Source organism: Cyclobacterium salsum (genome assembly GCF_010119245.1).
GTDB classification, from domain to species: Bacteria; Bacteroidota; Bacteroidia; order Cytophagales; family Cyclobacteriaceae; genus Cyclobacterium; species Cyclobacterium salsum.
In genome coordinates, this window is sequence record NZ_WNKG01000008.1 from 255,341 (window position 1) to 281,071 (window position 25,731).

Genomic DNA, 25,731 nt, shown 5'->3' on the forward strand with positions numbered 1-25,731 from the left:
CGGTTTGAAGGTTAATGAAATTAGATTAGTTGAAGGGAATTGACAACCCAATTATAAATTGCTATCACATATCCATAACCAATAGCAATATCCACACCTATCAAAGAGACTATCAGAAAAATTACTGTTATTCTCACAACATCCCGATTGACTTTAGGTTCTTCAACTTTAAGTACATAAGGTTTAATTGCACTCGAATAAATTACAACGACCCATAACCAGGACGAAAAAAGGGAAATTAATCCAACTATTTTCCAGGAAAATTCGGCTGATGAAAACCAGGGTAAAATAGATATTGTCAGAAAACAGATGACTAATAATAATTTAATCGTTTTATGAATAAAATATCTCAGCCTTCGAAAATAGGGCTTTTCTTCATAAATATATTGTACATTGAAATTTAGAACATTTGAATAGGGGATGGCAAAAACATCACCTGGTATTGGTTTAGGGACCATTTTTTTTCCAACCACGGTTCCGTCAATATCCCTTTCTGGTATTTCTTTATATCTACTAACCCCGGTAAGATACAACGTTTCCAACTCTTCTTCCTTATTTAAACTGTATTGCGTGAGATTCCCCGTAAATAATACGGTTCCATTTCCTCCATAGTTGGTAAGTACATCTATTAATGCTCCTTTTACAACTTTCTTAATTGGCTTGCTATTAGTTTTTCTAAAATCTGTCGTGTGAAGTATTTCTCCTTTAAAATAATAATGCCACTTATTTGAAAACCTAAAAACTTTGAAGTTAAGATCCAATTTCAAATACCTTACCAACCAAAAACATAAGTATCCAAGTAAAGATGATAATACAACGGTCCCAAAAAAATACCAAATAGAATTAACCAACTCCACTTCCGAAAGATCTGGAATTTTGTTATTTAAAAATGTGTTTATTCGATTCCAGATATCATCAAAATTCAGCGAGAGAACATCCTTTAATATTTTGTAGGCCAAAAACTGTGAGACTACACCCCAAAACAGGCTTGTAAGCAATCGATCTGCAAAAGGTCCGCTCCCAAATTGCTTACTGAAGGGACCTTGGAAATAAAATCTTTTAAAAAAAACTCCCGGAATGATTAACGCAACAATATAAATAATAGTAAAAAATGTAATATTAAAATTCATGGATAAAGGTTATTCTTCCAACGTGAGCGTCATCTTTTCCTTGTTTGAAAAAGTAACCTCTGCGCTCTTTTTATTATCAACCTTTAATTGCTTTATCGCTTCTAGGTATTTTTTTTTGTCTTCGGGATTAGACATAATTTTTTTAATATCTTTACTCATCACGTCGGTATCTGAATTAAAAAAATCGTTAAGTACTTTTCCCGCTTCGATGAGTGTCAAATAAACTGATCTAACTGTATTTTTAATGGATTTACTCATGACAATTAGGTTTTTTTTTCTAAAAAACGCTTGTACAAGTTAAAATGTTTGGGTTCCAAAACAAATAATTTTAGAAGAATTTTTAAAAGAAATCTCAAAAAAGTTTTACTATCTCATCCCCGTCCAATGTACAATTTGACCCCAAATATGGGGGACAACCATTCGAAAAAGCTCCTTCAATGTGATCGTCAAAAGTTTTTTCAAGGAACCGTTGGTTAGCCTATGGGAGGCATCGGGGTAATCTTTTTCCCAAATCAGAATCTGCTTGTCCATAGTATCGGTCCAACCATCCTAGGTACCGGGCACATGCCTGGAATTACCATGACTAAACTGGCTATAATGGCTCCTACGGATGCACCTCGCCATCTGTAAGTTCATCTTCCTTCCGGCGGAGGAGAAATTTATCCCGATGCAACGTAGCAGAATCGGGACCTCCGGCCCACAAATCCTAAACCTTTTGTAGGCAAGCTATTTTGAGTTACTGGATACTGCTTCAATATTAAGACTATGGGATTTAGTCCCGGCCCAACGATTGCTTTGGCATTTATTTGTGTCTTATGGATGATACACAAATTCCATAGCGTCTCATATAAACGAAAATATGAGATGCAAAATACTTAGTAGCTATTTGATGAGACACAAAATCACTACTGGTTGACAGTATCCAATAATAGACAAAGAGGGACGTCTCCCCACCCCTTTTTCAATGCAACTGATCAAATTATTTACCTCAACCAATAGTAACTGATAGGAAAAAAACAATGTCTGGCTGCCGAATCAGACTCAATGATTAAACCCCGGGATCTGAGGATGTCAATTTGTTCGGGAATAGTGCGTCAAATAGGGTCAAAAATTAAAGCAAAACCCCTATAAAAGCAAAAGACACACCCTGGGACGCTGTTCTTATGGGTAGCGTGGTGTGTACTGTTGATGCAAAGATACAGTTAAATGTACGATTATCAATTTTTTCACTAACATTTTAAAACCCTAAAAAAGGGATCTACGCATCATTGTCCGCCGCGAAATCGTCTGTGTATTTTAGGCAGGGGCAATATTCCTTGAAAACGCATTCCTCCGGAGAACCGGAGCAGTAGTCAAAGGACATAAATCCCTCGCTAACGATAGCGGTTTTTTGATTAAGGGTGTCTACCGTCATGGTATAGGCAATGGACAGGGGAAGCGTGTCCGGCAAATCAATACCCAAGTTCCAGGAAAACATCATTTTTTTGAATGCTTCCAGGACTAATGTCATATCCGCTTCCGATAGCTGTTCGGCAGGAGGAAAATCGAGGGTTTTCAACCCACAGTACTCGCCAAAAGTAGTGGTCGGCTCCTCTGAAAGCCAGCGTTCCATTTCTTCAAATTCCTCCTCAATGCTTTGAGCAGGCTTTTTTTGCAAGGAATCCCGGTTTCGGTGGGCCTTGGCGATGTCTTCCAGCAAATGGGGGATATAGGGATGCATGGTTCAATATAAGTAACTATTTTGAATTAGGCATTTCCCCAACAATCGAAATGCTGTGTCAAACAATAGGCTCTATTCATTCAAGGAAAACCATCCCCTTGATAAAATAATGGTTGACGAATAACATTTAATGAATTGGTATCCATTTCTCATCTTTTCTGTGATTAGCCTTTACCGCAGCACTTCGCATCTCGGCATTGGTTTACGTTGTTACTTTTTTGCTATAGGTCAAAAAAGTAACCAAAAAACCCCACCGCTATGCATCTTTTGGCTAAAATCCGGACACCTCCCGCGCATAGGCAAACTCCTCAGGGTCTTAAGTGTTTTCGTAAAAGGTAACGAATAAATCCAGACCCTTCGTCAAACATGCCTCTGCACTTGCCACGGCACTGCCCGGATTTCTAAACGCCAAAATCTGCAAGGCGGGAAAATATTTAGTAAACTAAGCTTATTTTATGTTTAATTTAATAGGTCATAATAGGAAAAAAGCAGCTTTTAGGACTCCATGCTATTCGCCAGGGAAAGAACCCCTGCTCGCCTAAGCAGTGATCACTTGGTATTTCAAAAATATTCCGAGAGTATCCAGCTACTGATCTTGTCGTACTTTTTTCCTACCTTAAAGGCTCCAAAAGGGCAATGTGAAAACAAATTCCCCCTCAACCAAAAAAAGACCGCAATGACGACGCTTACACTCGACCTGGTAATCACCAAAGAAGACAATACCTATAAAGGCAGCCTTACCTACAACGATAATCCCCTGACCCAATCCGCTCCAAGCATTCCGGGGCTGGAAACACAACTAAAAAAACTGCTCTGGGAATTTGAAAGCCTGGACCCGGATACGGTGGCATTTAACCACTACTATGATTGCCTCAGCTTTTTTAAAGCTTTCGAGGTATTCAAACTGGAAGAATTGGCAAAGCTGACAAACCTTGACCCCGAAGCCATGAAGGCATTTGCCTCCGGAGCTAACAAACCTTCTCCTGAAGAAGTTGAAAAAATAGAAAAGGCCCTGCAAGAGCTGGCGGGCAGATTGATGAAAACATCGCTGGTACTTTCCTGATGGGGAAAACAGGGCAGACCTTCGGTACTTCCCAGTATTAACTGATGGGCCAGGGTGCCAACAGTTTTTTTGAAAGAAAATTATCACCCAAGTATGGAAACAACTCTCCTCATTGATGGACCCATTCCTGTTCAAATGCAAGGTTCGGAATTTGCTCAATCCATAAAACACAAAAGCCCGGACTGGCCGGGCTTTTTTCGTTTTTTAATTCGTTTCTTGAATCACCAACCAATTTCACTAAACCTCCATAGATACTACTTTCCGTAGCCAACAATTATAATCCCAGTCAAATCAATCCATAATAATCCAATATCATGACAACTCCCAACACAATAAACGCAAAAGCAGCCCCATAACCTTTTAAGTCTATAACATCTTTATACTCATGGGAATTTTTTGGTCTTTTCATCAAAATGATAAAAATAATAGAACCTACACATATAGAAGCTAATCCACCAATCATCATTTAATCTTTCTTTTTTTGAAAAGCAGGAACAATAAATTGACTTGTAATCTCTAAGCTAGTACCCTGGACTCCCTGTAGGACAACTTCACTTGCTTGATCAATAACACCCCTACTTCCCATTGATTTTATCCCACTGGTAGCACCAGAGCCCACCCCTAATAAAACAGCGTCAGTCGCCGCCGCTCCATAATTCCCAGTACTTACATTGAGTGAAAAACTAGTGATTCCAGAAATTCCAGAAAACAATTGTCCGACCACAAATAATCCCGCTCCAACCGGCGGGGCAAAAGGGGCAGCTACCAGTCCGGCCGCGGTAGCCCCGGCTCCCACTTTTCCTGTTGCATCTTCTGTCACTGCAAGAGCGGTAGAAACGAACTCCCTTCTCCCTCTATAAACAGCATCTTGAACCGGATTAGGAGAGGATACTGTAAATTCGGGTAGACTCCTAATCCCTTCTGTTGTACTTCCATCAGAATTATAGACTACGGTATTCCCGGTCTGTTCGTCTACCTTCGTCCCGGATTTCCCCAGATAAGTCTCCCCCGTCCTGGTAGTTGCCTGGGAAGTCGCATTTTCATCCCAATAAACCTCGTTATCCTCATTGATAACCCAATCAAATTTTCCATCAGGGTCGATCCTGTTCAGCGGGTTGTTCTGCACGAAGTTGTACGGAGAAACCCATTCCCTGAGATGGGCCATTGGATCTATGACGCTCCATCGTCCTATAGCCGGATCATAAAACCTCGCCCCGTAATCGTATAAATTCAGGCCATCTTGTAATTCCTTCCCATTATACAAATACCGATTCTCCTTCACCCCCTCCCGTTGAAAGCCCAAACCAGTCAACTCCAAACCCCAGGGATCGTAGTGGGTTTCCTGAACCACCGGTGAATGAATCGTCTCTACGGTGAAATCGTCGAACCAGACGTGTTCGGAGGTTTCGTTCACCAAAAAGGCTTCCATAAAACCTTCCTTACTAATATACAGTTCTTTTTCCAGTTTTTCATGTCCGTTGGCCGCTTTTTTACTGAGCAGCTCCTTGCCGCTTTTATAAAGTTTTCCCTGCTTATCGTACAAAGCATACATCATATAGGCCTCAGGGGCGGCTTTTTGCTGCAGGTCTCTGATCACCAAATCGACCAACTGTAAAATCCCCAAGCCCGTTGGCACCGAATTGGAAATGCCTATTTCCCGCAAATCAGTGATCAATCCTTCCCTGATGCCGGCTTTGATAAAATCATCCGGGCGGATACTGGTCTTGCCCGGTGCTTCGTATTTCGCCTGCACAGACAGCTTGAGTTGGCTGCCCGATTCCACCGCTTGTCTGCGCGAGGGCCCCAACAGCCTTCCACGGCCTGCATTCAGCCAGGCAACCTGTGTTCCTCCGGGAGTGGTATTGTGCTCCGGACCGAACTGCCTGCTGGCAGCAATTTGACCAAAATCTTCCGCTTCCCTCTTTGAATGTGCCGTTTCCATAGTGGCAACTACCCTTTCGGTTAGGGGTTTCCGGATCACCTGGCGCACGTTGCCCAGATGGTCCCGAAGAAAAAATTCATAGATGGCCTTTCCCGACTCAAACACCACCCTGCCCTCTTCGTGAAGCATGTAGTCCAGCCGGCCATCGATGAACACAAAATCACCGGCATAATGGGTCTCTTTTGTCAGCGTTCCATTTCGGTAGGAAGCCTGCCGACGCTTGGTTCCTGCGGCATCGTAGGCGTATTTCAGCTTTTGCCCACCCTCAAAGGCAAACTCCTCTGGTAGGTTCAGGTGATTGTACGACACAGCCCTGAGGCTTTTGTCCTGGTTGGTCCGTTGGTTACCATTGGCATCATAATCGTATAAACCGTTGGCTTGGTTCGGCTTGAAATCGGAAGATATATATACTTTTTCGGATTGGCTATCCTTTACCCGTGTCAGTTGGTTTCCATATTCGCCGAGCGTCGTATTGCGATCGTATTCGTATTTCAGGTTATCCACCACCGCATATTCCTTTTCCGTTCTGGCTCCGCTCCTTCGCAGGCTTTTGATGTTACCATTGGCATCATAGCTGATCTGATCCAGCGTGTAGCGGTTCTTTTCAGCGGCTGCAGCAGGAACCATATAGTTCGCATGAAGCAGTCTGCCCGGTTTATCGTAGGTATAGGTATACTGCCGGACCATCCCATCCATTCCCGTCCAGCCGGTGGCGGTAATATTACCATCCCAACGTTTTCCACTCTCTTGGTACTGCAGGCTCTGGGAAAAAAGTCCCGGAGAAGAACTTCCTATTTCCGCTAACCAGCCCCGGATAGTGTATCTGTAATCCTGACCAGCATCGGGAATGGCAGGGAAATGCACTCCTGATTTTCTCCCCAGTTCATCGTAGCTATAACTTGCGAGGGTAATCGTAGCTCCATTATCGATCTGCTGGCTAATACTGGAAAGCAGACCGGCCCGGTTATAGGAATACATCTTCCGTATCGTCATATTAAGCGGCTGAATCAATTCCGTAAGCGTTTCCGTTACCTGGTCTTCAAAATTGTACCTACTGGAGCGTCTGATGGTTCCCCCCAAAGGATGCTCTTCCAGGGATTGTATCTCGCGGCCTTTGTCGTCGTAAAAATAGGAGCTGGTATAATACCTGCCGGTTTCCAGGTCTTTGACTTTCATTGCAGTCAGCAATCCAGTGCTGCGGGTAGAAGGAGAACGAGGGTATCCTGGGGCTTGCCGATATTTTTTTGCGGGAGTATTTTCATAACGATCGTAGTAATACAGCGTAAGAATCTCCCCCTCTTCCATCGGAAAAACACTGTTTCCCGATTTTTCTACGGCTCCTATAATTCCTGAAAAATCACTGCCGCTTCCGGCTTTAAAATGTGGGCCAGCCCTAAACACGATACTTTCCGAAGCTGGAAAGACCTCCTGCCCGGTATAGTTGGGTGTGAGCAGCTTTTTGCCGGTTTTCCAATTTCCGGTGTCCTGGTCATTTCTTAACGGCTCCACAGATGGCTGCCGGTCAAGTTCAAGCTGTATCGCCGAAACACTTCTGCTGTCTGAAACAAGGCCGATTTTCAAAGGCATGTCAAATGCATCGTACCGTGTATATTGCCATTTGCCATCCTTTCTAAGTTCACCGTCCTGAAATCCCACCTGCCTGTCCAGTCGGTCATACAACAGGTACTCAATGGCTTTTCCGGGAAGCTTTTTCGCCACCAGGCGCCTCCTACCGTCGTACCGGTAGCTAAAATATTGCGCCTCCGACAAATTTGGGTCTATGGACAATTCCCAGCCTTTGGAATGCAGAATCTCAACAGCTTTCGGAGGCATTACCACTCTGAGATCGCCAAAATCATCGAAAACGTAGTACGTGCTTAGCCAGCCGGTGTGCCCTCCCGATTCGTTGCTGGCAGTAACCTGTGTCTTTTTTAATACCTCCCTGCCTTGGTCATCGGTGAATGTCAGTTCACGAAGATTGTCTTCATTATCGGTGATCTCCACCCACAGACTGCCCTCCTGCCATTCCCCCCGGAATTCCGGAAGCCCCTTTCCATTTACTTCAAACCGTTTCACATCATCCTCCAGGCTGTTGGATCTTCTGTGGAATTTTAGTTCATTTCCACTGCCCATCTTCCAGGCATTCCCTGGAGCTGATTTTTTTGCTATTCTATTTAATGGAGAGAATTCATATGCTGTTTCCTGGTAGCCCCGAGAATCATTGAAGGCTTGCTGGAAATAATCCCCATGCAATGCCTGCACATTTTCCCTGTAAAGCCCTATTTGCTGCCCTGAACTAGGAAAGGGAAGGAATTCCAACGTCTGCCTGCCTGCTTCATCGTAAGCGAAGGGAGTGATAAGATCCTGGCCCTTAGACGTAGCCTTCACGTTTACCAATTGCTCCTGTCTGCCAATTCCGTCGTAATAGGTGTTCGTTTGATGGATTGACTCAGGGGAACTTTCCAGTAGGGCACCGACAGATTGTATGGGGTGCCTGGCACGGTAGCTGCTGATCCGATTCCGGTTTTCTGCCAGTACTTTTACCGTGACCGGAATTTTATCTGTCAGGCAGCCAGTTTTGATGTGCTGATAAGCCAGGTAGTAGGTCTTGTTTTCGGAAAGCATCGGAGTCAGAAACTGTTTTCTCCCCGACACTTTTCTAGTCTGGTCTGAATCATACCAACGATAAGTAAACCCTTCGGGAGCCGGGTTAGCAATTAGTCTTGCCCTTCCTTTGCGGACAAGGGTTACTTCCGGTGCTGATGGAGTCGCTTGCGGACAGGGGCGTTGGCTTTTCACTTCTACTACCTTACTGTCGTAGAAATAACTCCCAAATTCGCTGTAACCATAAAACACCTCGTAATGGCCTGGTTCGGCAAAGATCAGGCTTAGCCCAGATACGTCCGATTGCTCACACTGTCCTCCCGAGTGCATCCAGTTATAACTGCCATTTGACAGCGCATTTACCCGCCGATGATTTGTATAAAAAGCGACATTAAAAACGGCTTCCTCGCCGATCGCTATAGATGCAGGACCGGAGATAGACACTGAGGTAATTTCTTCCTGTCCAAACAAGCGGCCAAATGAAACAAAAAGCACGAGGGAAAAGTGAAAAAGCGTTTTCATAACCCTTCTCGTTTAAGGTATAGCGTTTGCAACACATTTCCAGTATTTCCCGTGGAAGCCAGTTTTATTACCTCCCCAGTCTTTGACAGCTTATAAATCCTATCCGGTCCGTTTTCATGGGACATGCGCAAAACAGCATTCTTCGTTTTCCAGGTTCCGCTGAGCATTTGGGATTTACCACCCAACAGCCAGTAGGCCTCAAAGTGTCCATCCGGGTAAAAAATGTATTTCCTCGTTTCAAGGGAAGCTAAAAACATTTCCTGAACAGGCGGGGGCATGGCAGTAAACTTATTTTCCCCTTGCTGTTGAAGTGCCTGTATCTGTAATTCAAGGTCAAGCTCCCAGGCACCTGCCATTGCCGCTTCATTAGCTACTTCTTGAGCTATAGCGCTAAAAGGAATGCTGACTAAAATAAATAGATATAGTAGTGGTTTCATGGTTTCTTCAGGGTATCAGATAGGAATATTCGTGGTATTCTTTCAAAAATCCATCCTGATCACGGACGGATGCCAGCCTTCCAAAAGCATCGTATTCATAAAACATGGCCGCATTTCGGCTGTCCAACACACTGGTTATACCCCGTAAAGGCGCATAAGTAAACGTCGTCATCTGTGCCTCTTCGGGATGAAGCCTTAGCTCGTCTATGTAGATTCCTTCTCCTTTGATGGTAATGGCAGGATTTGTAACAGACCGCTCTATCAGCTTCCACTCGGTAGTTAAGCTTTCTGACTTACCCATAAAGGACCAGTTGCGGGTTCCTGAGACGGCTTTGGCCCAAAAACATAATTTGAACGCATTGCTTTCACTTGCACCCGGAATACTTCCAGAAACATGACCGTTTGATAGTAAATAAACCTTTTTACCTGCTTTGGCAGACGTTTCTGGCAGCGGTATTTCTTTACCTTCATAGGTCCACCCTCCCTTCTCCTCGCTTTCAAATGAAGTAAACGCAATCTGATTTCTTTCGGCATTTTCTACCATGGCCATAGGAAATGAGCCATCCATTCCATATAGAAAGGCAGATGGCTTCCCACCTGCTCTGCTCATCTGAATTACATTCCCTGATCGATCATATCGATCGATTCTAATTCCGGACCAGTAGCGCTCGTCTGCTATTAGATTTCCTGCATCATCGAATCTGGCCTGAGAATAGGAGGCCCTTTTCACCGGGTTAACTGCCTCAAAAAAGTAAACTTCGTCTATATTGTATCTACCTGTCCCCCGGAAAGATTCTTTGAATGTAGTTACTTGTCCGGAAATAATCCGTTCTTCCCCCTCCTCGCCATCTTTTATACTTGTATAGGTTTCTATTGGGATATGCAACCGGTTTTGCAAGAACATTTGGTGATATACAAAGGCCTGTCCGGGCGGTTGTTGTCCAAAAGCTGAAAGGTCAGAAACGTACCGGCTCACAATGATGGTCGATCTCGGGCTTGCATCTGTTCGTTTTTCTTCCTTAACCAACTGCAGAAAATCAGGGTGGTATTTATACTCGGTGACAGTGGTGAAGTCTTTAAATCCAGGAGAAAGCAATTTTTCCTCCATTTTCGACCGTTTATAAACTCCCGTAGTTTTGTTCTGAGTAGTAATAATGTATTCGAACGCATCGTACAAAATAATATTTTGCCTACACATCGTGAAATACGGGTGACTGAAGTTACCACTCTGATGGACGTATTGATGCACTCCCTGCCCGATTGGTTGCTCGTCTGACCTGTAATTCTTGTACTGAATGGACGTAACCGCCTTAATTTCATCCTTGCCGTCGTATATGGTTTTTTTGGTCAATTTCCCCCTTGCCCAGGCCATGGAATTAATAAAGGGTTTCGTGGACGTACCAAAAGGATAACCAACAACTTTATCGGGTATATGCAGCTTATTATCGAATTCGTAAACCGTCTTGCCATTTTCCGGGCCTCCGGTTTCGTATTCAGTCACGATAGGATACACTACAGGGCATTCCTCATACCCTCTTCCCGTCACCGCATCTGAAAAGTACATCCTGCTTCTATACCGCAATGAGGATGTGCTGGTTCCTGTTTTAAAATACCTTGTATTTGAATAAAGAAACTTATCCAATGTGAAATTCTTATACCCGCTTCCCGGCCCATGACCACCGTAGGCATAGGTTTTTATTAGCGTGTCTGTACCTGTGAACGTCCTGACATTCTTTACCCTTAGCCCACCGGCATAATGTACCTTATCCAGAATGCGGTACTGATGTGGTTCAAAATCAAACTCTGAAAATCCGCCGGTGGGATAGGTGATTCTTTTCAGGGTACCTTCTTTCAGGTAAGTGGTATCCGTGTCTCTATCTGCCGAACCAAAATAAACCGTATATCCGGTTGTTAAATCTACCTCGGTAGGGGGTATCAGGTCGGCATTGGGTTTGTTATTGAAAAAACCAAAATTATCAATTCTAAAGCTGTTATTGGCCTGGTCCCAGGAAAAGCTATCTGTGTAATAAGCAAAGCTATACTGATTGATCAGCGTATTTGCGCCATCTTTTATCAGCAGGCCGTCCAGTTTTAATCGATAGTTTTCACTGCGGTTATTATTCTGAAAATATTCATCCAGGTCAAATTCAACCTGCTTCAACAACAAATAGTCGTTGCCAGCTTTTTCATATACCTCTATTCGGTCCAGATGGTTAAGCCCGGGTTGGTCCAGCCTTTTGGAGCCCAAAATAAATTTAACCATTCCGGTTTTAAACCTGACTTCGGATATCCCCAGTTGGGTAGCCGACGTGTTTGAATACAGGGTGGAAATATTGGTATCCAGATTAGGACAGTCCAGGTCGTTATTGGCCAAGAAAGTACAGTCATCCAAAAGGGTTACACGATTGTTTACCGCCTGTTGATGGAATTTCCCTACATTCTGGTAAGAAAACGAAATAAAATCGTCCGTATCAGGAGCCGATATTTCCATCAAATACCAAGTAGAAACATATCCCTCCGATCCGCCCGAAGTAATGTATTCAGTTGCCCGGTCCTCATTACTACCTTTGCCAAAACGATAACGGATACCGTTCTCATCCAGCATCTCGAATTGGTCAAGGTTCTCCGTATAGGATATTTTCAGGGGAAGGTTGGGAATCAAAAAAGGATCTGTCCCTCCTTGCCTCAGGTAAAACTTTCCGCTGTGCCCAGGCACCTGGTAGGAAAACAGATCCGCCTCCCGATCAATGAGATCCACGGACATCTTTTTGTATTCGTAAAAACTGCAGTCGGGTGTATTGGGAACCTCGTAATTGTTGATATTGCGGAGAAAACTGGTTTCATCCGGCTTATTGTTGACATTGCGGGAAATAAAGCCTCCTGCCATTAGCGACCAGCCAAGCCCTACCCAACTGGCCTGATCGGAATATTTAATGCCAGAAGCGTGGTAACTCAACCGTATGGGTAAATGTAAGGGTCCACTCTTCACCTCAAGAATAGGTACAGAAATATCGGGCAGCCCGGTATATAAGTTTACCGGATAATCACCAAATTTTTCCATAGCCGCCACATTAGGTGTTTTTTGTTGGGATTTAGGGCTTAACTTATTCGCGACTTCGGCAGGTCCCTGCGCCTGAAGCTGGCAGCAGATGGTGATACAAAAAATCACCATTGCCCATGAATTGCTATTCATAGCTAATCGATTTTTGTGAATAAATAAAACAGATTGATAAAGGCAGATGGACTGCCCTCATGCTTTATAGAAATCGACAACCGATAAGCAATACTGGCACTACAGTAGGATGCAGAAGAAAAACGCCACCTATCGGCAAAAAATCCGGCTCAGTTGGTTTTATAAAACCGGATTTTAAAGAATGAAAATGATTCGTAAAATTAATTGAAAGACCTTCACGACAAGGGCTCAACCTCCACAGGTCATGAAAATACCGGATGCCTAAAAAGCATTTGACAACGGGATTTCCTATTGAAAAACGTAGGAAATACCTTCCATGTCTTAAATTAAGAAAAAAATAATTTACTCCAAATTTTTAGTACAATTTTTATTGATTGACAACGGTTTCAGTGTCCTGAAAATGAAAAATCAATTATCCTGCGCGGCAAAAACCCTACGTAATAACGCCGTGCTCCTTTCGGCTGGGTTTTCACGAATGGCTTTCTCTTCCTGCGCTATCAAGGTAAACAATCCGGAAATGGCTCTGTCGGTCACATAGGCCTTTAGGTCCGGATCCAGCTTACGGGAGGTCGTGGGGAAATTATTATACGAACTTACCAAATCCCCGTAATACCGCGTGGCACCTACCTGCTCCAGCGATTTTTGAATATGGGGTTCAAACAGTTCGGTTAGTTTTTCGGTGGTTTGCCCTTGCAGGTATTGCGTGGCCGCATCATCGTCTCCCCTCAGAATATTCCAGGCATCCTGCACGGTAAGCTGCCGAATCGCCTCAATAAAGATGGGCTTTGCTTCAATGGCGGCATTTTCTGCCCCCCGGTTGATGGTCAAAAGTACCCGGTCTACTTCCGTGCCCAGGCCGATCCTTCGTAAGGTGCTCTCCACCCGCTGCACATCCTCCGGTAAGGCGATGCGAATCAGATCATTTTTGAAAAACCCATCCTCACGAGATGCCTGATCTGCCCCGGTAGAAATGCCCTTGACAAGGGCTTCTTTCAAGCCATTTCCCACATCCTGCTCGGTCAGGCTGGCTTCAGTAGCCCCTTGGATAAAGCGGTTGACCTCGGCTGCCGTACAACCGGCCATCAAAATGGCTACCAATAAAACCTGTGCTATCTTCAACATTTTCATTCGGTCTATTTAAATTATTCTTTTCAAAAATTTAAATGGGCAGCTAGGGTGCCTCATTTTTTTATTTTAAACACACAATCATTGAGCCATGTTGTAAAAATCTTATTCCCGAGTTAATTCTTTTAGTAGTAATTGTTGGCCTTTCTCACTCAGATGACCGTGATCGATGTAATTGGAAAGGTCTCCGGTAAAAAAGGAGAAATCGGCACGGTTAAAATTTTCAAAAGTAATCAGGGGACTCTTTCCGGAATAAGTCGATTTTACCTGCTCCCAATAGTGCGAAAACGATTTCTTGTGATCCTCATAGATGGGCAAGGGAACCGGATGAAAATAAACGGTGGTTTGAATCTGGTTAGCTTCCAGCAATCGCCACAGTTCCTTTAATGAAGCTTCCGAAATAGGCGTAATCTCAAAATCTTCCGAATGAAGCAGGGCTTTCTCCTCTTCGATTTTAGCAGCTACATCGGGCACCCTGAATAGCGGCTCAAATTTATTCGTTCCATTCTCCAGGTATTGGTCCGACGGGTATTTGTTGGGAGCCAAATTCATCCACCTAATCAAGGCAAACCCATATACGCGGAGCAGATGAATGGACCCAAAGGCTGTCCAATAGGCGCTGGGAGTCATTATCTGGCTGGCTTCTTTTTCATTGCTTTGGGTCATGTAGGGATGGATACATACCCAGGCTCGCTTCATTTGATGCTCCGATGCCAGCACGTTTTCAAGTAGGGGGATCATCGTTTGAATCCTGGCACCCATCAGGCTGGCATTGAAATAACGGATCTCTTTGATGGACTCCGGGTTGATATTTGCCGACAGCGAGGGGCCCAGAATAATGCCATCGAAATTTTCCGGAACGTACTGAAATGTCATCAGGTATTTGGATACCCGCTCTTCCCCGTACACGCGGGTGTTTTTCGCTATCCCAAAAACGCCAAAAACATCCAGCCAGGTATTTACTAAGACCAAGCCAATTGCGGCTAAAAAGCAAGTGGAAAGGACACGTTTAAAATATCGATTAAATTCCCTATTCATAGATCACTAGAAATCGAAATATAGAAAATCATTTTGAACAATCGAGTTCAGGAATATCAGGTTTAGGACGAATAAAAAGACGGTCATCAACCCGTATTTGAGGGTTGGTTGAATCCGGCTGCCAAGTTGCATATCGTTGGGCAAAAAAAGAAGCAACACCCCGGCGGCCCAGATGGGAGCATTATACAGATTGCTGACCAGGTGAAAATCCGGGGGAGCAGTTTTGGTAAAATGGAACATGGCCATAAGAAGGTTGCTGGCATCCTGAAGATTTTCAGCCCTAAAAAAGACCCAGGTAATGTTTACAAATAAAAAGGTAACCAGAATGGCAGGGATTCTTGGTATCGCCAATCCCGTTTTCTTCCATTGCCGATGAACCACCAAGGCCGAGCCATGTAGCATACCCCAGATAATAAAGGTCCATCCGGCTCCGTGCCAAATCCCTCCCAGGAGAAAGGTTACCATCAAGTTAACATTCGTTCTTCCCGGACTTATTTTATTTCCGCCCAACGGGATGTATATGTAATCCCGCAAAAAGCGGCTGAGGGTGATGTGCCAATTCCTCCAGAATTCCTGAATGGTAGCTGATCGGTATGGGGAATTGAAGTTCTGAGGCAGCTGAATATTTAAAAGCAGCCCGAGTCCTATGGCCATGGAGGAATAGCCACTAAAATCAAAATACAATTGCAGGGAATAGGCCAGGGAAGTGATCCAGGCTTCCTGAATCCCCAACAATTCAATATGGGCATACCCATTATTTGCGATTACCCCAAAGGTATCTGCCAAAATGATTTTTTTGGCCAGCCCCATCATTAAAATAAAAAAACCCCTGGAGAGATTCTGGTAATTGATTTGGGTTAGTAACGGATTCCTGAACTGAGGCATCATTTCTTTGTGATGCACGATGGGACCCGCAATAAGTTGAGGGAAAAATGAAACGAATAATCCGTAGGAAAAGAAATTGGTTTTGGCTGCGATCCCTTTATAGGAATCCACCAAATAAGCTATTTGCTGAAAAGTATAAAAAGAAATCCCTAATGGCAGTGCCCAGTCCAGGTAAGAAAAGGATTCCCCGGAAATCACATTGACATTAAATATCACGAAATCCGCATATTTGTAAAAAAATAGGATCAGGAGATTAACCGCTATACCGGCAACTAAAAACCGCCTTTTCCCGCTCGCTACCGGCTTGCTGATAAAAAAATTAAAAAAGATGGATAGTCCTATGAGAATCAAATACATAGGCTTCCACCAGCCATAAAATACGACTGAACTTACAAACAACCAAGTTACGATGGCAGAAGGCTTTGTTTTTGAACCTAAACCGTAGAATCCTAAAAGAACAATTGGTAAAAAAACGAAAAGGAATAGAAAAGAATTGAAGAGCATGGCCAAAAATGCTTTAAAAATTTAAAGATACACATGTTTACATTATTTTAACCCCTAACCAAAAATAATCCACACCATACAGAAAAAAATAACGTTTTGTCAAATTTCCGCTCGCTTAAAAAAGGACAACATGGAAAAGGCTTTTTGACTGACAGTTGCCCGAACCGGTAATAAGTTCCCATTATTTTTCTTTATCTTATGATAAAATTTCAGCTACCATTCGATGAAGTGATTATCGACAAAACACATCTTTTGATTTCTGTTACGAAAAAACTCATTGTACCGGACTGTGAATTTCTCTTCTTAAGCGTCAACGCAGTCCATTAATTATTCGAAAACTGCCATTTTCAACTTAGCCCTATGCAATTATCTTTTCGAGATTTGTTTTTCACACTGGCCTTCGCTGCTTTGGTCATCGCCATCATGGTGATCGCCAAATCTATCCTCATTCCCCTGAGTTTGGCCTTGCTCCTATCCTTTATTTTACATCCCCTACACAAAAGGTTACAAGTAAAATTTGGGAATATTGGTGCTGCCTTTACCGTATTGCTGGGGTTTTTTCTGGTTATCATTGGTGTGTTGACATTTTTTTCTGCCGAAATCCTCTCGCTTTCAGATCAATTGACCGATTTCGGTGATAAACTGATGATTATATTTACCGATTCAGTGGTATTCGTCAATGAAAACCTCAGCTTTCTGGGCAATTTCGATAAAGATCAGCTTCTGGAAGACGGAAAAGCCTGGATAAAAGAAGGAGCCGCCGGATTATTGGGAAAAACCTTTAGCAATACCGCCAGTTTTCTGACAGGCATTTTCACCATGATTATCTACACCTTCCTTTTTCTGATTTACAAAAAGAGCCTGGTCAGCGCTTTCAAAAAATTTGCGTCGGAAGATAATGAAAACCAGTACCTAAAAATGCTGAAAAAAATCCAACTGGTAGGACAAAAATACCTTTCCGGCATGCTGACGCTGATTCTAATCCTCGGGCTGGCCAATAGTACCGGCTTATGGATCATTGGATTGGACAATCCCTTCCTATTTGGTTTCCTGGCGGCTACGCTCTCCATTATTCCCTATATCGGGACCACCATTGGGGCCAGTATTCCGGTTCTTTACGGTTTCATATCCTCGGATGAGCTTTGGGTACCCCTGGCGGTGGCTGGAATGTTCTGGCTTGTTCAGGTGATCGAAAGTAATTTTCTGAGTCCCAAAATTGTCGGAAACAGTGTGAACGTAAATGCCTTTGCCGCCATTCTTAGTCTCATCGTGGGCGCCTCGGTTTGGGGAGTAGCGGGGATGGTTCTGTTTCTTCCATTTGCGGCAATGTTAAAAGTAATCTGTGAAAGTTACCTGCCCCTTCAGCCACTAGCCCTTTTGATTGGGGACGATCATTTCAATAATAAACAAAAGGCAGAAAACGGGCCGTCATGGTTTAGTAAAATTAAGAAAAGCCTGAGCCGTTAAAGACAAATAAAAGGCCCGCTTGTTTCCAAGCAGGCCTTTTTTTGGTTAGCAATTACTTATCTATGTAATAGACTGAAATCGTTATTTCTGTTCCGAGAGGTAGGTAATCAGCGATGCAAACTCCTCATAAGAAAGGGAGTTAGCCAATCCTGCGGGCATCATGGAATTCTCCATTTCCGTACGCTCCTTTACATTATCGGCAGCAAGGGTAAACGCCTGACCTGCAATGTTGCGAATAACGATCCGGTCTGCACTTTCTTCCGTCACAAACCCCACATAAGATTTATCATCCTTGGTTTGGATCATCACCGTAGCAAATCCTTGAGAAATGGATGCGTTCGGCTTGAGTATGGATTCTGCTATTTGTTCCCGGGTCATGATGCTTCCTATCTGCCCCATAAAAGGCCCTTTCATCTGCTCCCCTGCTTCTACACTATGGCAAGCTTTGCAGCCCTGTTGCTCGAAAATAGCTTTGCCCTTAACGGCTTCTCCGGCTATCTCCTGCATGGCCAATAAAATATCTTCTATGGAGGATTCTCCAATCTGCCCTTGCTGGTTTTTGATTTCTTCCAGATCTACTTCTGGTTCTTCCAACACCTCCGTCACCGAATAGTCCCCTCCAAATTCAAGGATGCCCATCCGGTTTTTTTGATTCAGCATGGCAATGTAATCCTTATCACTTCTGCTTCCGGTATCCCAAAGCTGTTGGAATAATGCCTTAATCTCGGGAGAAGCCGACCACAACACCGATTTATAGTAGGGTCCATGGGTGTCCGGACGGGTTCCCCACCACCAGGAGCCGTCGTAAGGAGCCTCCTTGGTGTACAGCCTGGCAAGGGTAGCGAGAATGCTCCGCTTTAATTCCATACTTTCCGTCCCTGAACCATTATACCTGGAAATTAATCCGGATACAGCAGCAGGGGTATGCATATAACGCAAGGTCCAAAGTGCCAGGTCCGAATTTCCTGATCCCACTTCTTCCAATATTTCTTGGTCAGCCTCCAGCGCTACCAATGCCCTGACAGCCAAGTGTGGTAAAATAATTTCCGAATTCGGGCTGGCATGGGGTCCCTCCTCACCCAATTCGGGAGCCTGGAATGAATTGGGAACCTCTACTTCCAATAAATGAGGAATCGCTTCCTTATTTCCTATCCTTCCCAAGGCAATGATCGCAGCCGCCCGTACCCTGGGAGACGGATCATTCATCGCTTCTACAAAAGGTCCGGTGGTGAGGTTTTCCAAATAGGCAGCCCGATCGGTAATTGCGCGGATGGCATGCTCCTTCATTTCGGCATCATCCATCAACGCCATCATCTCTGCTACGCCTTCCGCACCTCTTAGCTGCGAAAAAGCATACATGGCGGCTACCCGCGCATACAGCGGTTCCCCTGAGCTTTTCGCTAAATCTAACGCTTCGCCCGCTGCTTCTGAACTCCCCCTGCTGACCAACTCCTGCTGTGCATACAGTCGGATGGTGGCACTTTCTTCTTTCAATAAATCTATCAGGTCATCTATATCGGCCGCATTCAGATCTGGCATTTCGCTGTATTCCCAGACTTTGGGTACTACACGTACCACAAATCCCTTCTCGTCATTACCCGAATACCCCGCGCCATCCCAGGCGGCCATAAACATTCGTCCGGTTCCGTCAATGTCCAGATCGGTGATTTGCGGCAGTTTAAAAAACTCCTCTTCCTCTTGGGTATAAGAAGGGCCATCGGTGGTCACCCGGTGAATGTACAGTTGGTTTCTTCCCCAGTCCGCCATCATCGGCACTTTATTATACTTCTCTGGCCAGCGGTTGTCGTCGATAAACAGTGCTCCTGTACCCGATCCTCCTCCTACATCCACCAGAGCTGGTATAATCTCTTCGGTGAAGTTTTTGAATAAAACCGGGTATCCGTATTCGCCGGTTTGAATCTGGTGGATAAACCGAATGTTCCAGCCCCCTCCATCATTGGTATTTCCCCTGGTAAACATATTCATATAGGGGTCGATGGCCACATCGTAAATATTCCTCAAGCCATGGGTATATACTTCCATTTCGGTACCATCAGGCCGCACTCTCAAAATGCCGCCGCCGAGCATGGTCATCTCCGTACCTTCCCGGTCCACCGCGCCATGAAATCCAAAATCCCCTACCGCTATGTAGATCCAGCCGTCAATTCCCAGGCGAATGCCGTTCGTCGCATGATCCGTACCCCTTCCTTGAAGAAACTTGGGCGAACTGATATGCTGAATCAGCGGTTCAGAGGGACCATCGGCAACGCCGTCTCCATTTGCATCCTCGAAAACCACCAGATCCATCCCTGTGGCCAGGCTGTCTTCCAGTGAAAAAACCGTGTGCAACACGTAAAGCTTATCACCCAGCGGAATAATTCCACGCGGATTGTCTACTTCGGCAAAAACGGTGTGTTCGTCCGCCTCGCCATCGTTGTCCTTGTCAATGAGCTTGACAATCCTTCCTTTTCCGGGCGTTTTTCCCAAAGATCCGATGGCATCTACTCCAACGTACACTTCACCATAAGGGGAAACGGCCAGACAAGCGGGGCTTGGGGTCAAATCCGGACCGGAAAATGCCTGCACTGCCAACTCACCCGGCCAGCCCAGTGCCTGGCTCAGCGAATCCAGTGAAGCAGAAGTAGTTGATTCGATAATTTCGACCTTTTTTTCGGGTTTACATGCCAGGGCAATCAGCAATACAACGAATAAAATAGAAGTTCCTCTCATAAGGGTTAGTTTTTTTGCGGACGAAAAATATAGAAAAAGGAAAACCCATCCAACAATCGGATGGGTTTTGTGTCAAATGAACGTTTAATTTACAGGGATGGAGCCTAAAAACCTCCTTCAATTAAAGGTGTAACCCGCATTCGGTCTTCGGACTGTTATTCCACCTTCCACTCCGATCTTCTCCCGGCACCGTACAATGCTTGCAACCAATGGAATGGTATCCAAACGCGATTAAGGGGTGAAAGGGCAATTGATGCTCCTTAATATACTGATCCCTTTCCTCCTCTGTCACATCCAAAAGCGGATAGAACTTGAGTATTCCGCCTCTTTCTTCAAAAATATCCAGGGTAGCCCGATGATCACTTTGCCAACTCATCAATCCGGAAACCCATACGGAAAACCGGCTTTTGATTAACTCCAGCGGCTTCACCTTGTTGATGGAGCAACACAGTTCGGGATCCGTTTTCCAGGTTTGGTTAGTGGTCGTATATTCGTGATCTTCTCTCCCTGCACTGACCGAGGCGACATTCAATCCGTAGAGCTCGGTGAGTTTTTTCTTGTATTCCAGCGTTTCAGGAAAATGATATCCGGTATCAATAAAGTAAATTTTCTGATTGGGATTACATTTGGAAAAAACACTCAGGAGCAAGGCGGATGTAGCTGCAAAAGAACTGGTCAGCATGACCTCCTTTTCGTCAAAATCCTCGTAAAGCTGAAGCACCCGCTCATTTACGCTTAAGTTTCGGTACCGGGCATTCAACTCCTTTATTTCTTCTTTCGAATATACTTTTTTTGAAACCAATGATTCCTGCATGTTGCTTCTCTATTAATTCTATAAAACCTACCAATTTGGTATGGTATTAAATTTTGGTAAAAATAAGGAAAAAATTTTGAAAACCAATAAAGTGGAATGTAAACCGACTTCGATATTCCATCAGGGTTTTGCCTGGGCAAAATCTTGTCTTCCCACCCTTACCCAAAAAGGGATCATCAGCCCTACCAGGGCCATCAATGCAAACGAACCTTTCAATCCAATCAATTCCGCTACGAAACCGATGAGTGGTGGTCCCAGCAGGAACCCGAAGTAAGAGATGGTGGACACCATGGCAATCGCCAATCCGGGAGCATAGCCAGAAGCATTCCCTGCGAGACTATAGGTGAGTGGAACCACCGCAGCTGCTCCAAAACCCACCATCATAAAAGACGGAATTACTACCCAAATAAAGGGGAAAAGCACCGATAGTAGTAATCCTGAAAAAACCAGAAGCCCTGATACTTGCAATACCATCGTTTTCCCAAACCGGTTGGCAAATTTATCTGCCAAAAACCGACCCAGTGCCATGGCTCCCATATAGGCCACATAACCGCTGGGTACCCAGGCCGCCGAAGCGCCCACTTCCTTTGCCATGTACACACCCGACCAGTCAAACATGCAGCCTTCACACATCATTCCACAGAAACCCACCATGCCCAGGTTGGCTAGCGTCTTGTTAGGTTTCTTCCAGACGAATCCACCTCCGCCGGTTTCTTTTTTACCTCCATCCGGGAGGATCCCCTTTTCAAAATAAAACAGCATACCTGCTCCCAGCAAGAGAATAATCAGGTAATGGTCCCTCGGACTAAGGTCAAAATACACCATCAAAGCCCCTATTCCTGCCCCGATAAAGCCCGCCAGGCTCCATAAGCCGTGAAAGGAACTTAAAATATTTCTGCCATAATCCTTTTCAATTCCCAGTGCCTGGGTGTTTAAGGAAATATTCATCATATTCCCCATCATACCAAAAACAAATACCATCAGGGCGAGAATTACCGCATCCGGAGAAAAGCCTATTCCCACCAGAAACAATATGTAAAAAGACATCCCGGCCAGAATCACCCACTTGCTCCCAAACCGGAATACGGCCCAGGCGGCTAAGGGCAGTGCCAATAAAGAACCAAGTGGCAGGCCCAATAAAACCGAGCCCAACTGTCCTTCGCTTAGTTGAAATTTATCCTGAAAATCCGGTATACGGGATGCCCAGGAAGAAAAACACAAGCCTGTCAGAAAAAAGAAAGCCCCGGCAGAAAGTCGTCTCGTTTTTAATTTTACCATATTTTCTCAACAGCCTGCAAAGGTAAGGGAGAAGCGGTAGGTTTTTGGTATCATTCCCTTATCTTTTTGTTGCGTGGAAATAAAACTTTATCCCCCCCGATCCGGTTTATTTTGTTGACAAGGTTTGATTTGGAACGGAATACCCGTCCATTTTCATTTTTTGTTGGTTTCCATTTCTACTTCTTAGCCACCTAAAACATAATTACTTATGGAATTCGTTATTGCAGGGACTACCATCGCCTTGGCCATCTTATTAATCCGGGTGATCATAAAAAAGGTTTTCGATTGATTTTTAGAAGGGGAAGGGCTGTTCATTCGGTTGACTTTGCCAGCAATGAAAGGATAAATTCATCCTGATGTTTATATTTGTAGCAATGAGTGATAACCAAGAAATCGTATCTCTGACTTTTTTTGAATATCCCAGGTGGAATCGCTGGTGGGCCTTTAACCAAATGCAATTGGCAATGGCACCACTAAAACAGACCTCCGGGCTTAAATTTTATAAACTCATGGGCACAGGCGGAGGATTTGGGTTTTCTATTCGCCCGGATTTCAAAACCTATGCCTTGTTATTGGTATGGAAAAGCGCAGCCTTTGCAAAAAACTATACGGAATCTGAAATATACCAGCGGTTTAACCAGCAATGTAAAAGTAATTTTACTTATTGGATGCACTGCATACAGGCTCATGGGAGCTGGAATGGAATGCAACCCTTTGCCGTAAGAGAAGTGAAGACCGAGGGCCCCGTGATGGTCATCACCAGAGCCCGGGTAAAATTCCATAAAATCCTGCGGTTTCTATCCTTTGTGCCCAAAAGCAGTCGATCAGCGGAAGGTGCCGACGGCTTGCTTTTCACCAAAGGCATTGGAGAATGGCCAGCGATAGAACAGGCTACCTTCAGCTATTGGAAAAGCCAGCAAAAAATGGAAGCCTTTGCGTACCAGTCGGCTCATCGGGAAATCATTCAAAAAGTAAAAAAAGAAGGATGGTACAAGGAAGAACTCTTTGCGCGTTTTATCCCAGCCCCACTTCCGGAATCTGAACCAGACGACCTCTAATTCAAAATGTATCTCCGGAAAACCAGACTTGCTCCTACGCCAAGTGGATTGCTACACCTGGGAAACGTGATTTCTTTCCTCATCACCGTCAGTTTGGCGAAAAAACACCAGGCAAAAATCCTACTCCGGATTGACGATTTGGATCAAAAGAGAATGAAGGCAGATTACGTCCAGGATATTTTCGATACACTGGATTTTCTGGAAATCCCATATGACGAAGGACCAAGGTCCCTTTCTGATTTGCAACAAAACCATTCTCAAATTCACCGATTGCCCCATTACCGGCAACTCCTGGATGAACTTGCCTCCAATCAACTCGTTTTCGCTTGCAACTGCTCCCGAAAAGATATCCGGGAAAGCCATCCAAAGGGCTGGTACGGCGGGCAATGCCGGACAAAAAATATCCCCTTGTCAGCGCAGGGGGTAGCCTGGAGACTAAAAACTACCGGGGACAGTCCCCTTTCCATGAAGCAGTATCCCGAAGCCAGGCAGGGCTACCGGATGCCCGACTCCATGAACTTTTTTATCGTTAAAAAAAAAGACGGTGACCCGGCTTATCAGTTAACCTCCTTGGCCGATGATCACCATTACGGCATTGATTTTATTGTCAGAGGTCAGGATTTGTGGGAGTCATCTTGTGCCCAATCGTACCTTTCTTCCCTGCTGCCGGGTGATCCCCTGAGTAATACTACCTTTTTTCATCATCCCCTACTCATGGAAGGTAAGCGAAAATTATCCAAATCAGCGGGAGCCCTTGCCATCCGATCCATGCGCAAATCCGGAATGAAAAAAGAAGCCATTTTAACAAAAGCGGCCTCTTTTTTAGGGATGCAAACTCCTGTTCGCAGCCTGGAAGAGTTTATTCCTGCCTACTTGTATCGGCTGGAAAATCTCAATCGTCATAATCCGGAATAAGAAGCTGTTCCCCTCCGTTCAAAGCTGATTGATGCGCAACAATCCCTGGTACAGTGTAGGCCAATGCCTCATAGATATCCACCATTGGCGACCTGTTTTCCAGAATCGCCTGAATAAATTCGTGGGTAATGAAGGTGTGAGACCCGTCGTGTCCGCTATTGTGTCGCAGCGGTTCCGGCAAAAGATCGGTTTTCCACCAATTTGGGAACTCGAATGCTTCTACGTTATTTTTAGTATGGACAAAACCGGCATCGTCCTTTCCTTCTTCACTTTCTTCCCTGATTATGGTACCGGCCCCTACGTGTCCGGTGGGTAAATACAAACTCATTTTCTCTCCTCGCCACTCCCCTCTTTCAGCGTTTCTCAAGGCACCTTTCCAGTTCACTTCCACCCGGAAAGGATGGTTCCGGTCCGTATGGAAAAATGCCGTTTCGTTCCAAAATGGGTTATGGTAAGGGTTGCCTTTCAGTAAGCCATCCCCTTCACCCCAGCCAAGGCAACTTACTTTTTTTAACCGCTCACCCGTCACGCTGATTAAAAATGCGGTGCAATGCGTAGGATAATGCATGGGAGGTAGTCCATGTCTCCAGGTAGGTTCGCCGTTTTCAAACCACAGGATTTCCAGCCCGGGATGATTGTATTCGGCAGCCGCACTGAAAATTTCGCCAAATTTCCCTTCCTGATAGAATTTCCTGGCGGTAATGGTGCCTTGCATAAAAGTCGTTGTTTCCGCCATCATAAAAACCTTTCCGGAGGACAACACCGCCTCTTTTACCCGGTTACATTCGTCAATGTTCATGGCCAGCGGCACTGCGCACAGTACATGCTTCCCCGCCGAAAGGCTTTCGATAATGTGGTCCGCATGGTCGGGAGCCGGAGTCGCCAAAAAAACCGCATCTACCTTGGGATCGGTCAGCAGTTGCTTCAGGGAAGGATAGCTTTTTTGACATGCGTAGGTTTTCATCAAATGGTTCCGCCGATCCTCCCGCAAATCACTGACCGCCTCTACGATGCAGTCCGGGTGTTCGTGAAACTGAAAAGTGGCTCCGAACCTGCCGCCAACAATTCCTACCCGAACCTTAGAAGTGGTTTCATTACCATAGCTAGTAAATGGACCCATCGCCAACAGGCTGGATGCCAGGGCTGATTGTTGGATAAATTTTCTTCTGTTTATACTCATCGTCCGTATTTTTTGTAAACACCCCTACACAAATATACCCTTAGGATAAAGGAACAGGCTACTTTGTGCCGGAGAACGGGCTCCCCAAACCACCTGTAAGCTTACCCTGCACCAGTGATAACTGTC

Annotated in this window: 18 protein-coding genes; 4 read left to right on the plus strand and 14 right to left on the minus strand. The window is 44.8% G+C overall.

Annotated elements, in window-relative coordinates:
* Window positions 1-20: 20 nt before the first annotated feature.
* From GJS45_RS15920 to GJS45_RS15930, 3 genes are all read right to left on the minus strand, one after another.
* Entirely contained in the window at window positions 21-1,130 is a 1,110-nt protein-coding gene (locus GJS45_RS15920; protein WP_162342850.1) for a hypothetical protein, read from the minus strand.
* Between the two features lie 9 nt (window positions 1,131-1,139).
* Window positions 1,140-1,388, minus strand: a complete 249-nt coding sequence (locus GJS45_RS15925) for a hypothetical protein (RefSeq protein WP_162342851.1) — start codon at window positions 1,386-1,388, stop codon at window positions 1,140-1,142.
* 1,000 nt (window positions 1,389-2,388) lie between these two features.
* A complete protein-coding gene (locus GJS45_RS15930; RefSeq protein ID WP_162342852.1) occupies window positions 2,389-2,850 on the minus strand; it encodes a hypothetical protein in 462 nt (153 codons plus the stop codon).
* Window positions 2,851-3,526: 676 nt separating this feature from the next.
* Between GJS45_RS15930 and GJS45_RS15935 the strand changes: the two genes are divergently transcribed.
* Entirely contained in the window at window positions 3,527-3,913 is a 387-nt protein-coding gene (locus GJS45_RS15935) for a helix-turn-helix domain-containing protein (protein ID WP_162342853.1), read from the plus strand.
* A gap of 286 nt (window positions 3,914-4,199) precedes the next feature.
* Here the strand turns inward: GJS45_RS15935 and GJS45_RS15940 are convergent, their stop codons facing one another.
* From GJS45_RS15940 to GJS45_RS15970, 7 genes are all read right to left on the minus strand, one after another.
* A complete protein-coding gene (locus GJS45_RS15940) occupies window positions 4,200-4,379 on the minus strand; it encodes a hypothetical protein (protein ID WP_162342854.1) in 180 nt (59 codons plus the stop codon).
* The gene (locus GJS45_RS15945) at window positions 4,380-8,981 is read right to left on the minus strand and encodes a DUF6443 domain-containing protein (RefSeq protein WP_202928099.1); all 4,602 of its coding nucleotides are present in this window, start codon (window positions 8,979-8,981) and stop codon (window positions 4,380-4,382) included.
* Window positions 8,978-9,418, minus strand: coding sequence for a hypothetical protein (locus GJS45_RS15950; RefSeq protein ID WP_162342855.1), 441 nt, complete (start codon window positions 9,416-9,418; stop codon window positions 8,978-8,980). The genes GJS45_RS15945 and GJS45_RS15950 overlap by 4 nt, the downstream gene beginning before the upstream one ends.
* Window positions 9,419-9,425: 7 nt before the next feature.
* Window positions 9,426-12,611 (minus strand): hypothetical protein, encoded by a 3,186-nt coding sequence (locus tag GJS45_RS15955; protein WP_162342856.1) that lies wholly within the window; start codon window positions 12,609-12,611, stop codon window positions 9,426-9,428.
* 408 nt (window positions 12,612-13,019) lie between these two features.
* The gene (locus tag GJS45_RS15960; RefSeq protein ID WP_162342857.1) at window positions 13,020-13,739 is read right to left on the minus strand and encodes a DUF4197 domain-containing protein; all 720 of its coding nucleotides are present in this window, start codon (window positions 13,737-13,739) and stop codon (window positions 13,020-13,022) included.
* A 102-nt stretch (window positions 13,740-13,841) separates the two neighbouring features.
* Entirely contained in the window at window positions 13,842-14,708 is an 867-nt protein-coding gene (locus GJS45_RS15965; RefSeq protein WP_162342858.1) for a hypothetical protein, read from the minus strand.
* A 72-nt stretch (window positions 14,709-14,780) separates the two neighbouring features.
* Window positions 14,781-16,016, minus strand: a complete 1,236-nt coding sequence (locus GJS45_RS15970) for an MBOAT family O-acyltransferase (protein ID WP_235954807.1) — start codon at window positions 16,014-16,016, stop codon at window positions 14,781-14,783.
* A gap of 507 nt (window positions 16,017-16,523) precedes the next feature.
* Here GJS45_RS15970 and GJS45_RS15975 point away from each other — a divergent pair.
* Entirely contained in the window at window positions 16,524-17,630 is a 1,107-nt protein-coding gene (locus GJS45_RS15975) for an AI-2E family transporter (protein WP_162342860.1), read from the plus strand.
* Window positions 17,631-17,711: 81 nt separating this feature from the next.
* Here the strand turns inward: GJS45_RS15975 and GJS45_RS15980 are convergent, their stop codons facing one another.
* From GJS45_RS15980 to GJS45_RS15990, 3 genes are all read right to left on the minus strand, one after another.
* Window positions 17,712-20,360: a DUF7133 domain-containing protein gene (locus GJS45_RS15980; RefSeq protein WP_162342861.1), complete on the minus strand. Its 2,649-nt coding sequence runs from the start codon at window positions 20,358-20,360 to the stop codon at window positions 17,712-17,714.
* A 121-nt stretch (window positions 20,361-20,481) separates the two neighbouring features.
* On the minus strand, window positions 20,482-21,174 hold the full coding sequence (locus GJS45_RS15985) for a phosphoadenylyl-sulfate reductase (RefSeq protein ID WP_162342862.1): 693 nt from the start codon (window positions 21,172-21,174) through the stop codon (window positions 20,482-20,484).
* 120 nt (window positions 21,175-21,294) lie between these two features.
* On the minus strand, window positions 21,295-22,452 hold the full coding sequence (locus GJS45_RS15990; protein ID WP_162342863.1) for an MFS transporter: 1,158 nt from the start codon (window positions 22,450-22,452) through the stop codon (window positions 21,295-21,297).
* Window positions 22,453-22,826: 374 nt separating this feature from the next.
* Here GJS45_RS15990 and GJS45_RS15995 point away from each other — a divergent pair, with 374 nt between their 5' ends.
* Entirely contained in the window at window positions 22,827-23,510 is a 684-nt protein-coding gene (locus GJS45_RS15995) for a spheroidene monooxygenase (protein ID WP_162342864.1), read from the plus strand.
* 6 nt (window positions 23,511-23,516) lie between these two features.
* Window positions 23,517-24,425: a glutamate--tRNA ligase family protein gene (locus GJS45_RS16000; RefSeq protein ID WP_162342865.1), complete on the plus strand. Its 909-nt coding sequence runs from the start codon at window positions 23,517-23,519 to the stop codon at window positions 24,423-24,425.
* On the opposite strand, the gene GJS45_RS16005 is transcribed toward GJS45_RS16000, so the two are convergent.
* On the minus strand, window positions 24,403-25,605 hold the full coding sequence (locus GJS45_RS16005) for a Gfo/Idh/MocA family protein (protein ID WP_162342866.1): 1,203 nt from the start codon (window positions 25,603-25,605) through the stop codon (window positions 24,403-24,405). The two genes, GJS45_RS16000 and GJS45_RS16005, sit on opposite strands and share 23 nt — an antisense overlap.
* Window positions 25,606-25,731: the final 126 nt, after the last annotated feature.